The 14,145-nt window shown below is 67.4% G+C and carries 16 protein-coding genes and 1 tRNA gene; 11 read left to right on the top strand and 6 right to left on the bottom strand.

The window, feature by feature from the left end:
- Window positions 1-172: 172 nt before the first annotated feature.
- Genes PMI02_RS12155 through PMI02_RS12145 form a run of 3 tightly spaced genes read left to right on the top strand, consistent with a single transcriptional unit; the run spans window position 173 to window position 3,351 of the window.
- Entirely contained in the window at window positions 173-2,080 is a 1,908-nt protein-coding gene (locus tag PMI02_RS12155) for a CocE/NonD family hydrolase (protein WP_007683011.1), read from the top strand.
- Window positions 2,081-2,122: 42 nt separating this feature from the next.
- On the top strand, window positions 2,123-2,872 hold the full coding sequence (locus PMI02_RS12150) for an SDR family NAD(P)-dependent oxidoreductase (RefSeq protein WP_007683010.1): 750 nt from the start codon (window positions 2,123-2,125) through the stop codon (window positions 2,870-2,872).
- A 23-nt stretch (window positions 2,873-2,895) separates the two neighbouring features.
- Window positions 2,896-3,351: a nuclear transport factor 2 family protein gene (locus tag PMI02_RS12145; RefSeq protein ID WP_007683009.1), complete on the top strand. Its 456-nt coding sequence runs from the start codon at window positions 2,896-2,898 to the stop codon at window positions 3,349-3,351.
- 64 nt (window positions 3,352-3,415) lie between these two features.
- Here the strand turns inward: PMI02_RS12145 and PMI02_RS12140 are convergent, their stop codons facing one another.
- Window positions 3,416-4,210, bottom strand: coding sequence for an SDR family oxidoreductase (locus tag PMI02_RS12140; protein ID WP_007683008.1), 795 nt, complete (start codon window positions 4,208-4,210; stop codon window positions 3,416-3,418).
- Between the two features lie 247 nt (window positions 4,211-4,457).
- Here PMI02_RS12140 and PMI02_RS12135 point away from each other — a divergent pair, with 247 nt between their 5' ends.
- The 3 genes from PMI02_RS12135 to PMI02_RS12125 all read left to right on the top strand — a co-directional run bounded on the left by PMI02_RS12135 (window position 4,458) and on the right by PMI02_RS12125 (window position 7,485).
- On the top strand, window positions 4,458-5,636 hold the full coding sequence (locus PMI02_RS12135; RefSeq protein ID WP_007683007.1) for a MaoC family dehydratase N-terminal domain-containing protein: 1,179 nt from the start codon (window positions 4,458-4,460) through the stop codon (window positions 5,634-5,636).
- An 11-nt stretch (window positions 5,637-5,647) separates the two neighbouring features.
- Entirely contained in the window at window positions 5,648-6,154 is a 507-nt protein-coding gene (locus tag PMI02_RS12130; protein ID WP_007683005.1) for a nuclear transport factor 2 family protein, read from the top strand.
- 80 nt (window positions 6,155-6,234) lie between these two features.
- A complete protein-coding gene (locus tag PMI02_RS12125; RefSeq protein ID WP_007683003.1) occupies window positions 6,235-7,485 on the top strand; it encodes an MFS transporter in 1,251 nt (416 codons plus the stop codon).
- A gap of 17 nt (window positions 7,486-7,502) precedes the next feature.
- On the opposite strand, the gene PMI02_RS12120 is transcribed toward PMI02_RS12125, so the two are convergent.
- From PMI02_RS12120 to yghU, 3 genes are all read right to left on the bottom strand, one after another.
- Window positions 7,503-7,766 (bottom strand): hypothetical protein, encoded by a 264-nt coding sequence (locus PMI02_RS12120; protein WP_007683000.1) that lies wholly within the window; start codon window positions 7,764-7,766, stop codon window positions 7,503-7,505.
- A gap of 35 nt (window positions 7,767-7,801) precedes the next feature.
- Window positions 7,802-7,876: transfer RNA gene (locus PMI02_RS12115), tRNA-Gln, on the bottom strand.
- Window positions 7,877-7,983: 107 nt separating this feature from the next.
- Window positions 7,984-8,832, bottom strand: a complete 849-nt coding sequence (gene yghU, locus PMI02_RS12110) for a glutathione-dependent disulfide-bond oxidoreductase (RefSeq protein ID WP_007682997.1) — start codon at window positions 8,830-8,832, stop codon at window positions 7,984-7,986.
- Between the two features lie 218 nt (window positions 8,833-9,050).
- On the opposite strand from yghU, the gene PMI02_RS25880 reads away from it, so the two are divergent.
- Window positions 9,051-9,653, top strand: a complete 603-nt coding sequence (locus PMI02_RS25880; protein WP_007682995.1) for a hypothetical protein — start codon at window positions 9,051-9,053, stop codon at window positions 9,651-9,653.
- Between the two features lie 145 nt (window positions 9,654-9,798).
- Here the strand turns inward: PMI02_RS25880 and PMI02_RS12100 are convergent, their stop codons facing one another.
- Both PMI02_RS12100 and PMI02_RS12095 read right to left on the bottom strand, forming a co-directional pair.
- On the bottom strand, window positions 9,799-10,899 hold the full coding sequence (locus tag PMI02_RS12100) for a branched-chain amino acid aminotransferase (RefSeq protein WP_007682992.1): 1,101 nt from the start codon (window positions 10,897-10,899) through the stop codon (window positions 9,799-9,801).
- Window positions 10,900-11,553: 654 nt separating this feature from the next.
- Window positions 11,554-12,111, bottom strand: coding sequence for a hypothetical protein (locus tag PMI02_RS12095; RefSeq protein WP_052025529.1), 558 nt, complete (start codon window positions 12,109-12,111; stop codon window positions 11,554-11,556).
- Between the two features lie 49 nt (window positions 12,112-12,160).
- On the opposite strand from PMI02_RS12095, the gene PMI02_RS12090 reads away from it, so the two are divergent.
- The 4 genes from PMI02_RS12090 to PMI02_RS12075 form a co-directional block, all read left to right on the top strand.
- Window positions 12,161-12,937 (top strand): TlyA family RNA methyltransferase, encoded by a 777-nt coding sequence (locus PMI02_RS12090; protein WP_036503595.1) that lies wholly within the window; start codon window positions 12,161-12,163, stop codon window positions 12,935-12,937.
- A 90-nt stretch (window positions 12,938-13,027) separates the two neighbouring features.
- On the top strand, window positions 13,028-13,582 hold the full coding sequence (locus PMI02_RS12085) for a TspO/MBR family protein (RefSeq protein WP_007682987.1): 555 nt from the start codon (window positions 13,028-13,030) through the stop codon (window positions 13,580-13,582).
- A 41-nt stretch (window positions 13,583-13,623) separates the two neighbouring features.
- The gene (locus PMI02_RS12080) at window positions 13,624-13,878 is read left to right on the top strand and encodes an accessory factor UbiK family protein (protein ID WP_007682985.1); all 255 of its coding nucleotides are present in this window, start codon (window positions 13,624-13,626) and stop codon (window positions 13,876-13,878) included.
- 16 nt (window positions 13,879-13,894) lie between these two features.
- A partial coding sequence (locus PMI02_RS12075; RefSeq protein WP_007682981.1) for a recombination protein O N-terminal domain-containing protein occupies window positions 13,895-14,145 on the top strand: 251 nt, incomplete at its 3' end.

Genomic DNA, 14,145 nt, shown 5'->3' with positions numbered 1-14,145 from the left:
AGTCCGCAGGCAGCCTAGCGGCGGGGATGACACGCAATCCATCCGGAGAAATGGGCAGGAGCTTCCCCCGGGTGACGGTCCCTCCGGGCGCCGTCCCGATCCTCCACATCCATCGCATCTGGCGCACGCCTGGCCTCTTGACCCGCTCCCGTCGCCGGGGCACCCAAGCGCCATGAACAAAAAGACCAGGAACGTCGCGAGCCTGGCACTGACCTCGCTCGCGCTCGCCATCGCCGTGCCCCACGCTGCCGCCGCGCAGGACGGGGCGACTCCCACCGACACCATGATGAACGAGCAGGTGAAGTCCTACGACTGGGTGCGCCCCCAGGCGGACTACGTGCGCAAGGTCGTGATGGTGCCGATGCGCGACGGCAAGAAGCTCTACACCGTCATCGTCTACCGCAAGGGCACCACCGACGGCCCGATCCTGCTCAGCCGCACCCCCTACAACGCGGACGGGATGACCAGCCGCAACCGCAGCCAGAAGATCGAGGAAATCCTGCCCGTCGCCGACGCCGAGTTCGTCAACGACGGCTATATCCGCGTCTACCAGGACGTGCGCGGGCTCGACGGGTCCGAGGGCGACTACGTGATGAACCGCCCGCTGCGCGGTCCGCTGAACAAGACCAAGGTCGATCACGCGACCGACGCCTACGACACGATCGACTGGCTGGTGAAGAACGTGAAGGAGAGCAACGGCAAGGTCGGCATCACCGGCTCGTCGTACCTTGGCTTCACCTCGCTGATGGCGCTGGTCGATCCGCACCCGGCGCTCAAGGCTTCGGTGCCGCAGAGCCCGATGGTCGACGGCTGGATGGGCGACGACTGGTTCCACAACGGCGCCTTCCGCACCATGGGCCTCGACTACGACCTCGGCCAGACGGTCAAGAAGGGTGGCGGCTCGGTCCCGCGCGGGACCGGCGACGATTACTCGCACTACCTCTCGGTCGGCTCGGCGATGGACTATGCCAAGGCTTACGGTCTCACCGACCTGCCGGTGGTGCGCAAGGTGCTCGAGCATCCGAGCTACGACGCATGGTGGCAGGGCCAGGCGGTCGACAAGCTGCTGGGCGCGCGCAAGCTGACCGTGCCGACCATGCTCGTCGTCGGCCAGTGGGACCAGGAGGACAGCTACGGCGCGCCGGCGGTCTACCACGCGCTCAAGGCGAACGGCGCCGATAACGTGAGCCTGGTGATCGGCCCGTGGCGTCACTCCCAGGTGAACTACGAGGCGCGCTCGCTCGGGCCCCTGAAGTGGGAGGGTGACACCGGCCTGCAGTTCCGCAAGCAGTACATGAAGCCGTTCCTCGACTGCCACCTCAAGACCAACGCGCCGGCCTGCGACACGCCGCCGGTGCTGACTTATGCGACCGGCGAGAACCGCTGGGAGGTGTCGCAGCAGTGGCCCGCGGGCACCTATACACCGCTGTATCTGGCTGCGAACTCCGGCCTGTCGTGGAGCAAGCCGCAGGCGGGCACCGACGCTTACGTCTCCGACCCCGCCAAGCCCGTGCCGATGCTGCCGCGCCCGATCACCATGTCGGGCGATGAGTGGAAGACCTGGCTCGTCCACGACCAGCGCTTCGTCGACGGGCGCACCGACGTGCTCAGCTACTCGACCGGCGTGCTCGACAAGCCGCTGCACATCAAGGGCGCACCCAAGGTGGACCTGCGCGCGGCGACCAGCGGGCGCGACAGCGACTACGTGGTCAAGCTGATCGACGTCTACCCGGCCGAGAACAGCGCCGACCCCACGATGGCCGGCTACCAGCTGGGCATCGGCATCGAGATCTTCCGCGGCCGCTACGTGGGCGGCTTCGACAAGCCGCAGCCGCTGGAGCCGGGCAAGGTCTACGACTTCAAGTGGGCACTGCCCAACGTCGACCACGTCTTCCTGCCGGGCCACAAGATCATGGTGCAGGTCCAGTCCAGCCTCTTCCCGCTCTACGACCGCAACCCGCAGAGCTGGGTGCCGTCCATCATGGAAGCGAAGCCTGGGGACTATGTGAAGGCGACCGAGACGATACATTGGGGCGGCGACTCGGCCAGCGCCGTCTGGCTTCCGGTCGCGCAGGACTGAGGCAGGGGAGATCCACTCCCCGCCGAAACGGGGAGTGGATGAATGAGCGCAGCATTCGATCTGGCGGGCCGCGTCGCGCTCGTCACCGGCGGGGCGAGCGGCATCGGCGCGGGCATCTGCGAAGTGCTCACCGAAGCCGGCGCCCGCGTGGTCATCACCGACCGCGACGAGGGCGGTGCGCGCGCCCGGATCGAAGAGGGCGCGGCGGCGGATTTCGTCGCCGTCGACCTCACCGACGAAGCCTCGATCGTCGCGGCCTGCGCCGAGGTCGTCGGGCGGCACGGCGCGCCCTGGCTGCTCGTCAACAACGCCGGGCTCCAGCACCGCGAGATGCTGCTCAATGCCACTGCCGCGCATTGGGAGCGGATCAACGCCGTCAACGCGCGCGCACCGTTCCTGATGATCCGCGAAGTCGCGCGCGCGATGATCGCGGGCGGCGCTGGAGGGCGCATCGTCAACTGCGCCTCGTCCGGGCTCGTCGGCCAGTTCGTGCAGGGCCTCGCCGCCTACACCGCGAGCAAGGGCGCGATCGCCGCGCTCACCACCTCGGCAGCGTTCGAGCTTGCGGAGCATGGCATCACCGTCAACACCGTGCTGCCCGGCGGCGTAGGCACGCCCGGAGCGATCGGCGCTGAAGGCCCGCCGCCGGTCGGCCCCGGCAACCGCCGCCCGCCGCTCGGCACCTGCACCCCGCGCGACATTGCCTCCGCCGTGCTGTTCTTCGCGACCCCGATGGCCGCGCGCGTCACCAATCAGGTGCTTGCGGTGGACGGCGGCTTCACGATCACCTGAGCGACAATGAGGGGAGGTAAACCATGACCATCGCGTTTTCCGACTGGCTCGCGATCTGCGAAACCAAGGCGCGGTACTGCCGTCTGATGGACACCAAGGACTGGGACGGCTGGGCGGACTGCTTCGTCGACGACCTCGTGCTCGATACCTCGCCCGCCGGCGGGAAGCGCGTGGAGGGCCGCGACGAGGCGATCCGCTACGTGCGCGGGTCCATCGAGCATGCCCGCACCGCGCACCACGTCCACAACCCCGAAATCGCGATCGACGCGGATGGAAACGGCGCCAGCGTGGTCTGGGCGATGAACGACCGGGTCGAGATGGCCGATAACCGCCGCGCTGCCGTCGGCGAGACCGGGCACACCGGCTACGGCCACTACCGCGAACGGTATCGGCGATGTGCCGACGGCCGCTGGCGGATCGCCGAGACGCAGCTGAGCTATCTGATCTACGACAGCCGTCCGCTCCCTCGGGAATCCTGAGCCGGGCAACGAAAAGGGGCCGCGCTGACGGCGCGGCCCCTCCCGATGTCTATGCGAGGCGCCTTTACTTCGGCGGCATGCGGATCGCGCCGTCGAGGCGGATGCACTGGCCGTTGAAGTAGGTGTTGCGCGCCAGTTCTAGTACGAAGGACCCGAACTCCTCCGGCTTGCCGAGGCGGCGGGGGAAGGGGACGGCCTTGCCGAGGTTGTCGTAGACCTCGGGCGCGTGCTCCTTGACGCGCAGCATCGGCGGGGTGGCGAACGTGCCGGGCATGATCGCGTTGACGCGGATGCCGAGGTCCATGAGGTCGCGCGCCATCGGTAGGACCATGGCGTTCACCGCGCCCTTGCCGCCGCCGTAGGCGACCTGGCCGACCTGGCCGTCCTGCGCCGCAGCCGAGGAGGTCAGGATAATCGCCCCGCGCTCGCCGTCGTCGTTGAGCGGGTCGGCATTGGCCATGCCCAGCGCCGCGATCGAGGCGACGCGGTACGAGGCGGTGAAGATGCCCTCGGCCGACTTGGAAATCTGCTCGGTGGCGGTGCGCTTGTACGCGCCGGTCTTCTTGTCGAACGAGACGGTCTTGCCGCCGCCGGCCACGACCGCGCAGTGAACGACGATGCGCTCCTGCCCGTGGGCCGCGCGGGCCTTGGCGAAGCCGGCCTCGACGCTGTCCTCGTCCATGATGTTGACGTTGCAGAAGACGCCGCCGATCTCGGCCGCGAACGCCTCACCGGCTTCCTCGCTGATGTCGAAGATGGCGACCTTGACGCCCGCGTCCGCCAGAGCCTGCGCGCTGGCGCGGCCGAGACCCGAGGCGCCGCCGGTGACGATGGCTGCGAGGCTGTTGTCGATCTGCATTGGAATGTGTCTCCCCGAACTCTGCTCGAATCGTATGCTGGCCTCGCTACCGCAGGGAGTGGACAGATGTCGAAACGACGATGCTAACCCACTGCAAGTATCGCCCCTGCGGAGGCGGCGCGATCCCCACTGGTCCGCATCGGCAATCGCGCTTGCACGCGCTGCCGATGCTCTTGCGCCTGCGGGCGAGCGCGCCTTGGATGGCGCCGCGAAAGAGCGAAGCTCAACGATACGGGACGGATGAACGATGGCCGAAGGTGACGTCACCCTGGATACCAGCGATGTCGACAAGTGGGTGGGCAAGCCCGTCATCTTCGCGGAGTTCTACGACCCCTGCAACGCGACCGACATCCGCCGCTGGGTACAGGCGATGGACTATGCCAACCCGCTCCACTGGGACGAGCAGTACGCCCGGGCGAGCAGGTTCGGCGGCATCGTCGCGCCGCAGAGCTTCACCGTGGCGATGGACTACGGCCACGGCTGCCACCCCTCGTGCGTGGGCAAGATCCCCGGGTCGCACCTGATCTTCGCGGGCGAGGAGTGGTGGTTCTACGGCACCCCCGTCCGCCCCGGCGACAAGCTGACGCAGGAGCGCAGCTTCGCGGGGTACAAGATCGCCGACACAAGCTTTGCCGGGCCGACGATGTTCGCCGACGGCGACACCGTCCACCGCAACCAGCACGGCGCCCTCGTCGCCAAGGAGCGGGCCACTTCGATCCGCTACCTCGTGGAGGAGGCGGCCAAGCGCAAGGTGTACGACAAGGGCAACGTGCCGCCCAAGCTCTGGTCGCGCTCGGAGCTCGAGGAAGTTGCGAAGGTGCGGCTCGACTGGATCAGGGCAGGGCGCTCGGGCGTCTCGCCGCTGTGGAGCGAGGTGAAGGTCGGCGACCCGCTGCCGCGCCGCGTGATCGGTCCGCACAGCCGGGTGACCTTCGCGCTCGAATGCCGCGCGCACCGCCAGAACATCTGGGGGACATGGCGCTGGAACGTGCCCGAGGGCGTCTACGATCCCGCCACCGAGGACGCCGGTTTCGCCGACGACATGTCCTACGACTTCGAGGCCCGCAAGATCGATCCGCGCCACGGAGACGGCCTGTTCCACGGCCCCAGCTCGGGCCATATCAATGCCGAGAAGGGCGAGAAGGTCGGCATGGGCGGGGTCTATGGCTACGGCTCGTCGATGAACGCCTGGCACCTGGATACGGTGGCCTACTGGGCCGGGGTCGACGGTTTTATCTGGCACTCCAAGACCCAGTTCCGCAGCCCCGCCTTCGAAGGCGACGTGACCTATGTGGACGCCACGGTGGTCGACAAGCAGGAGACCAGCGCTTTCGGCCTGCCGGTCGTCACGGTCGAGACCCGCATGACCACGCAGGAAGGCGCGACGATCCTCAAGGGCACCGCCACCGTCTCGCTGCCGCGCTGAAAGGAACCGCCATGGCCGACCGCGAGGACATCGTCGAACTGCTGAACCTATACGGGTTCGCCATGGACACCCGCCGCTGGGACCTGTTCGACCGGATATTCACGCCCGGCGTCGACGCCGACTACGGCCCGACCTCCAGCTGGACCGACCGTGAGCGGTTCAAGGCCGACTTCGGCGCGTTCCACGAACTGTTCGACGCCACCCAGCACATGATGACCAACCACCTCGTCAAAGTGGCGGGCGACCGCGCCTCGGCCCATACTTACGGGAGCTGGCGGCTTGTCCGGCATGCCGCGGGTGATCCTCCGGTGTGGGACGGCACCGGTTATTACGACGATAGCCTGGTGCGCACTCCCGAGGGCTGGCGGATCGAGAAACGCACCTGCCGCGTGGTGTTCTGGACCGGCAACCCGCGCGTCCAGACGCCGATGGAGGACATGGTGTTCCAGCTCGACCTCGTCTCGCTCCACCAGGAGGAGCGGGCAGGGCGGATCGGCTTCGCGAAGGCGCTGGGCTAGAAACCGCGACGATATCGCCCCGCCGGTTCGACAACAATACGACCTTGCGGGACAACCGCCGGGCACTGGGGAGAGCGATGATGTCGTCTAGCTACACCGGCGAACTGCGCCGCAACATGCGGCCGCTGATCGCTGCCAGCCTGGGGTCGGGCACCAGCCTGCCGCTGTTCGCCTACACCAACAGCGCCTTCGCGCCGCACCTCGTGCGCGAGTTCGGCTGGTCGCGGTCGCAGTTCGCGCTCGTCGGGCTGACCATGCTGACGACGATCTTCATCCTGCCTTTCGTCGGCCGCTTCACCGACAAGCTCGGCGTGCGGCGCATGGCGCTGCTAGGCACGCTGGCGATCCCGCTGTGCTTCATCGGCTATGCCACGCAGAACGGCAGCTTCGCCTGGTTCCTCGCCGCTTCCACCGCGACGCTGGCGGTCGGCAGCCTGACCAGCACGCTCGTCTACACCCGCCTCATCGCCGAGAACTTCGAGAAGGCGACCGGCCTAGCACTGACGATCGTCAACTGCGTGCCGGCGCTGTTGGCGATGGCGCTGGTGCCGCTCACGAACTGGTGGATCGAGGCCATAGGCTGGAGAAGCGCCTATCTCGTGCTCGGCGCGATCGCGCTGTTCGCCGGGCTCGCGGCGGTGCGGATGATCCCGAAGGGCACCGGGCCGGGGCACGAGGCGGGGCCGGGGGCCAACCTGCCCGACCTGCCCGTCACTGCCGAACTTCACCGTCCGGCACGCGGAGACTACGCGATGATCCTGCGCAGTCCCGTGTTCTGGACCATCTTCGCCGCGATGTTCCTGTGCCTGCTGCAGACGCCGCTCCACGCCTCGCAGATGAACCTCATGCTCGTCGACAACCACATCTCTGCGCAGACCGCCGCGAACATCGTCACCGTCTACGCAGCCGGCACGGTGATCGGGCGCATCGCTTGCGGGCTCGCGCTCGACCGCTTCGCGACTCCGCTGGTGACGAGCCTGTCCATGGTGCTGCCCGCGCTCGGCTTCTTCGTGCTGGGGACCAACCACGATTCGGTGCCGGTGATCGGAGGCGCGATGTTCCTCGTCGGCCTCGCCGTGGGGGCGGAGAGCGACCTGATCTCGTACCTCGTCGCGCGCTACTTCAGCTTGCGAATCTACAATACGACGCTCGGACTGGTCTACACGGTGAGCTTCTTCGCCTCGGCGCTGGGCGCGCTGGCGATCAGCCGCACGCTCGCCGCCTACGACAGCTTCGCACCGTTCCTCTACGCGGTGTCGGGCTCGATCGCGGTGGGCGCGGTGCTGTTCCTGTTCCTGCCGTGGTCGCCGGACAAGCCCAAGGTCGGGTGATTCGAGAGTGGGCCGGTTTAATCCGGCTTGCTCTGCGGATCGCTCGTGTCGAGCGCCGCGATGCCCGTTTCCGCCGCAGTCGCTTCCGCGATCAGGGCACGCAATGCCGTGGCGGTGTCGTCCAGCAGGCGGGCGCTGATCGGCAGGTCGCCATTCACGAACCGCCGGAGCGCCCGTTCGTCGATGCCGAGCCGGCGCGAGGCAGCGGTCGTGCCGCCAAACACCTGGATGCAATGAGCGAAGTGGTCGCGCGTATCCTGTATTGCGGATGATGCGGTCATTGGTCCTCCTCTCGCCCTTGTCGGCGGTGAAGTGCTGGCTGGGGCGGCAGGATTCGAACCTGCGAATGCCGGTACCAAAAACCGGTGCCTTACCACTTGGCGACGCCCCAGCGGATCGGCCGCGCTTGTGCGGCCTCACGGGAGAGGCGCCGCTTAGCGGCTTATACCGGCGCTGAAAAGGCCCTTTGGACCGAGTTATCCAGCGCCGGCAGGTCGGTCAGCCTTTGAGGACAATGTCGATGTCGGCCGCGCTGTGGCGTTCGGGCACGAGGCCCTCGCCTTTGCGGTTGACGATGCGGCCCCGCCGGACACCCTCGCGCGCGCCGAGTTCCTCGCCCCAGCGCACGAGATTCGTGTAGCTCGGCACGTCGAGGAAGGTCGCGGCGTCGCCATAAGCATCGCCGCGCACGAAGGCGCCGAACCAGCCATAAGCGGCGATGTCGGCGATCGTGTAGTCATCGCCCGCCAGGTAGCGGGTTTCGCCGAGGCGCTTGTCGGCGACGTCGAGGATGCGCTTGGTTTCCATGGCGTAGCGGTTGATCGGGTACTCGTACTTCTCGGGCGCATAGGCGTAGAAGTGGCCGAAGCCGCCGCCGATCAGCGGCGCGGTCGACATCTGCCACATCAGCCACGACATGCATTCGGTGCGCGCCGGGCCGCTGCCAGGCAGGAAGGCGCCGAACTTCTCGGCCAGGTGGAACAGGATCGCGCCCGATTCGAACACGCGCACCGGCTCGCCGCCCGAGTAGTCGAGCAGGGCGGGGATCTTGGAGTTGGGGTTGACCGAAACGAAGCCCGAGGAGAACTGGTCGCCGTCGCCGATGTTGATCAGCCAGGCGTCGTATTCGGCGTCGGAGTAGCCGGCCGCGAGCAGTTCCTCGAACAGGATCGTGACCTTCTGGCCATTGGGCGTGCCGAGCGAGTGGAGCTGGAAGGGATGCTTGCCGCGCGGCAGGTCCTTCTCGTGCGTGGCGCCGGAAACCGGGCGGTTGATGTTGGCGAACTGGCCGCCGTTGGCCTTGTCCCAGGTCCAGACCTTGGGCGGCGTGTAAGTGAGATCGGCCATGCGGGGGGTGCTCCTTGGGGAGAGGGAATTGCCGCCCACAGGTAGGTGTGCACTTGTGCGCCGACAAGGGCGGACAGGGAGCTATCCGCACGGCAGCAAGGGCGCGTCGTCTGGACGTTCGATCAAGCCCGTATGATTGACTCGGGGGTCCTCAGGGGGTGCAATCAGGCCCTGTCCAGAAGAGCCGCAATCGGGCCGCAGAACGGGAGAATTGCACCATGACCGCCACCTCGCTGGCCACGCCGCCGCCCGCTGCGCCCTTGGGCAACCGCACCGTGGAGACGATCCGCGGCCAGCATCACAAATTCATGCTGATCCCGATGGTCGAGCGCCACGCGCGGTGGTTCGACGCGGGACTGGTCTCGATCGCGGTGGAGGCGCGAGCTCTGGGTGACAGTCCGCAGCGCATGGTGCGCGGCCCCAGCATCCACGTCTTCAACGCCGCGCGCGACGAGGAATACCTGCGCTTCGACGTCTTCGGGAAAGTGCTGCACTACCACTACATCCTCAACGGACCGGGCCACAACGTGCTGTGGGGCTACGACCCCGACGTCAACGGCCCGATGATCCCCTGGGTGACCGCCGCGCTGCGCGAGCGCCTGCCGGTCATGCTGCGACGTGCGGAAGCCGGCGCGCTGGCGGACGAGGTCGAGCAGCAGGGCTGGGATACCTCGGTCCTGCCCGAAGTCGCGCGCGAGGCGGCGCTGGCCCTGGCGCCGCGCGACGACGACCTCGTGCGCGCGCGGGAAGGCATGGACTGGATGTATGAATGGAAGCGCCTCCACCCGCAGTTCAACACCGTGGGCGAGGGTGAGTATTGAGGGGAGGTCGTCGTCCCAGCGAAGGCCGGGACCGCTGTGTATTCTGAAGGCGGCCGCTCTCGAACGGCCAGCCCTTGCATCAGCCCAGCCGAGAGTTCGGCGCGGCCTTGCCAGCGGTCCCGATCAAGCCGGGACGACGGTATTCTCAGCCGATCTTGCGGATCCAGCCATGGGTGTCGGGTGCTTCGCCGCGCTGGATGGCGACGAGGCGGTTCTTGAGCTTGCCGGTGAGCTGGCCGGGGCCGCCGGTGCCGACGGTGAACTCGCCGTCACGGCCCGAGACCTTGCCGACTGCGGTGACGACCGCGGCGGTGCCGCAGGCGAACGTCTCCACCAGCTTGCCCGAAGCGGCGTCTTCACGCCACTGGTCGAGACTGTAGCGACCTTCCACGACGTTGAGGCCCTCCTCGCGCGCCAGCGTCAGCAGGCTGTCGCGCGTGATGCCAGGCAGGATGGTGCCGGTCAGCGCCGGGGTCAGCAGGGTGCCGTCGTCGAACACGAAGTAGAGGTTCATGCCGCCCAGTTCCTCGATCCACTTGTGCTCGGCGGCGTCGAGGAAGACGACCTGGTCATGGCCGCGCGCGATCGCTTCGGCCTGGGGCACGAGGCTGGCGGCGTAGTTGCCGCCGCACTTGGCAGCGCCGGTGCCGCCGGGCGCGGCGCGAGTGTAGTCGCTGACCCAGATCGAGACGGCGGGCGCGCCCGATTTGAAGTAGTTGCCCGCCGGGCTGGCGATGACGATGAACTTGTACTGCCGGGCAGGGCGCACGCCGAGGAACGCCTCGGTCGCGATCATGAACGGGCGCAGGTAGAGCGAGCTGCCTTCGCCTTCCGGGATCCAGTCCCGGTCGAGCGCCACGAGGCGTTCGATGGCCTCGACGAACAGCGTCTCGGGCAGGTCGGGCATGGCAAGGCGCTGCGCGGAGAGATTGAAGCGCGCGGCGTTGGCTTCGGGACGGAACAGCGAGATCGATCCGTCGGCCTGCTTGTACGCCTTCAGGCCCTCGAAGATTTCCTGCGCGTAATGCAGCACGGCCGCCGCCGGGTCGAGCGCGATGGGCTGGCGCGGGCCGATTACCGCGTCATGCCAGCCTTGCCCCTCGGTCCACTCGATCGTCACCATGTGGTCGGTGAAGTTGGTGCCGAAGCCGGGGTTCGCGAGTACCGCGCCGCGCGCTTCGGCGCTGGTCGGGGCAGGGTGGGCAAGAGTGGTGAAAGACAGGCCGGTATCGGCGAGACTCGCCATCGAACGAACTTCCTATAACTGCGATCAGGATGCGCCGTTGAACGAAAATGTCGTAGATCGCAACCCTAAAGCAACATTGCTTCTCGTCGCTTCGGGTGTAGCACGAAGGTTGGGACGGCGAAATCCTGTCCTGCAATGGCAGTCTGGCGAGATAGTGCAGGGATAGCGGGCGCTTACGGGAAAGCCCGTAATTTTGAGCGGCCGTGAGTTGGTCCGGCCCAAATGAGAAGGGCCGCACCGGAGTTCCGGTACGGCCCTTCGCATGGTCAGCGGCCGGGAAGTGCCGCCAGCGAAGCCTTTATCGCTAGTCAGGAATAGCGATAATGCTCCGCGACGGGAATTGCCGACCTCTCTGCTGAACCATGAGACATCGGATCACCTCCTTTCGCGCTGTTGAGCCAGGTTTGCCGCACTGAAGCGGCGAGGACTTCGGTAACTCCCGGGCGCGTTTCCCGGGTCCCGTTGTCCTGATGAAAATGTGGCTCATTCCGCACCGCACAACAAGTCTTGCAATGATTTTTTTTGCCGTCATGATCTTCGCTTCCGGCCCGCATTTACCCAGCTTTGAAGCGGGTTTAGAGGCAGCCAGCGGGACTGCTGGCCGGATTTTTCCACAGTCCAGAATGAGCGCTGTGCGGGTCGGCCGCAGCGGGCCTAGCGGCAGTCCTCGACCACGCGAGTCACCTCTGTCCAGCTGGGCACATAGAGTGTCTGCTCTCCCGTAACCGCGATCACGAAACGGCCCCGGCTCAGCGCCATGGAGTCGAGCAGCGGGTCGCGCGCGGGCAGGGTTGCCTCGATGCCGGCCGAGGCGCCGGTGCCGGTGAGAGCGCGGCTGGTGTTCGAGGTCGTCACGCCCATCGAGACCGACGCCGAGCGGGGCGTGCCCGCGCGGATGAGGCTGACGGTGCGGGCCTGCGGATTGCAGCGCATGCTGAACACGCCGCCGCCGAAACTCGCCACCGAGCCTCCTGCATTGGCGGCGTAAGTCCAGTCGCCCGGCGTGATCGGTGCGTCGCGCCAGTCGGCGGAGAGCGGCGGCGCAGGTGCAGGACGCTGGGGCGGTACCGGCGCGGCCGTCGGCGTCGGGGAGGGCATGGTGGGCGGCGGCGGCACGCAGCCGGCCAGCATTCCCGCAAGGAGCGAGGAGGAAATGGCCGCCGTGGAGGGGAAGCGGGAAACGATGGCGCGGACGCGCGGATTTGCCTTCATGCCCCCGGTATGGAATGACGCGCGGCCCATCTCAAGTGCGCACTGGCCCATGACCGACCCATCCGAGCCCCGTCCTGTCGAAAAGAAGCCCGCCAAGGCGCGCGTGGACCAGATGCTGGTCGACCGGGGGTTGGCCGAGAGCCGCACCCGCGCGCAGGCTCTGGTGCTCGCGGGCCTCGTCTTCTCAGGCGAGAGCAAGATAGCCAAGCCGGGCCAGAGCCTCAGGGGCGACGCGCCGCTCGAGGTCCGCGGCCGCGACCATCCCTGGGTCTCGCGCGGCGGAATTAAACTGGCCCACGCGATCGAGCACTTCGGGCTCGATCCCTCGGGCGCGACGGCGATGGACATCGGCAGCTCGACCGGGGGCTTCACCGACGTGCTGTTGACGAACGGTGCGGTGCGGGTTTTCGCGGTCGACTCGGGCACCAACCAGCTCGCGTGGAAACTGCGCAATGACCCGCGCGTCACCGTGCTCGAGCAGACCAGCGCCCGCATCCTCACGCCCGCCGAGATCGATGCGCCCTGCGATTGGGTGGTGTGCGACGCCAGCTTCATCGGCCTCGCCAAGGTGCTGGAGGTGCCGCTGCGTCTCGCCGCGCCGCGCTGCCGGCTGGTCGCCCTCATCAAGCCGCAGTTCGAGGTCGGGCGCGCCGAAGTGGGCAAGGGCGGCGTCGTGCGAGACCCTGTGCTGCACGAGCGGGTCTGCGGCGAAGTTCGCGACTGGCTCGAGGGTGAGGGCTGGGTCATCCAGGGAATCGTCGAGAGCCCGATCAAGGGTCCGGAAGGAAACGTGGAGTTTCTCGTTTCGGCACAACGTGAAGGCTAGGCTACTGCCAACGATTGCGCCCGGGCCTGCGCCGTTCCACAAACCGCGAAAGGCCGCTGTCCGGCCGTCGATTCGGAGATTTTCGCGCCCATGAACCTGCTAGCCTCGTCGGGCCAGTTGCGTGCCGGTTTCATGCGGTGGCTGCTCGTTTGCGTTCCCCTCGTCGTGCTGCTCGGATTCCTGTCGGGCACCCTGTCCCAGAGCGGGCCGGAAAACCCCTGGTTCGCCGAGCTGGTCAAGCCCGCCGGCTATCCGCCGCCCGCGACTTTCGGGATCGTCTGGACGGTCCTTTACCTCATGATGGGCACGGCGCTGGCGCTGGTTCTCTCGGCACGCGGCGCGCGGGACCGGGGCGTGGCGGCAGCGGTTTTCGGCGCGCATTTCCTCCTCAACCTCGCATGGTCGCCGGTGTTCTTCGGAATGCACCTGATGTCGGTCGCGCTGATCGTGATCGTGGCGATGCTGCTGGCGGCGATCGCCACCACTGTCCTGTTCTGGCGCGTGCGGCCGGTCGCGGGGGCGCTGCTGTTGCCCTATCTCGTGTGGCTGGTGTTCGCGACCTACCTCAATTTCGCGATCCTGCGCGAGAATCCCGGCATGGACGGCGTGCAGCGTTCGGGCGCGGTGGAACGCTTCGAGATCTGATCCCCCTTGCGTCCGGCGCGCGGGAGTTCCATTTAGGCATCATGCAAAGCGAAAACCCCTTCGTCGCCGATTTCGTGAAGATGATGAACAGCGCCGCCGGTACGCTGGCCGGTGTCGGCCGCGAGGCGCGCGACGGCGCGCGTGAGCGCGTCAAGGAGTTCATGGGCGACATGGACTTCGTCAGCCGCGAGGAATTCGACGCGGTGAAGGACATGGCCTCGACGGCTCGCGGCGAGCTGGAAACGCTCAAGGCCCGCCTCGACGCGCTCGAAGCGAAGCTCAACACCCCCAACTGATCCCCGTCCGGCGGCGATGCACTTTCGCGCGCCCGCCGTCGTCTGCGCCGCCCTGTCGCATGGTGAGACTGCCGTCATTGCGCGGTTGATGACGGCGGAGCATGGCCTCGTCGCGGCTTATGTCGCGGGGGGCAGGGGGCGGCAGCTGCGCCCGGTGCTGATCCCCGGCAATACCGTCGACATCGAAGTGCGCTCGAAGTCCGAGAGCCAGCTTCCCTTCGCCCGCGTCGAACTCATGCAGAGCCGCGCGCCGTGGCTCCCCGAGCC

This window comes from Novosphingobium sp. AP12 (assembly GCF_000281975.1).
Lineage (GTDB): Bacteria > Pseudomonadota > Alphaproteobacteria > Sphingomonadales > Sphingomonadaceae > Novosphingobium.
Note: the sequence above shows the minus strand (reverse complement) of the source record. Positions and strands in the feature narration are given on the sequence as shown.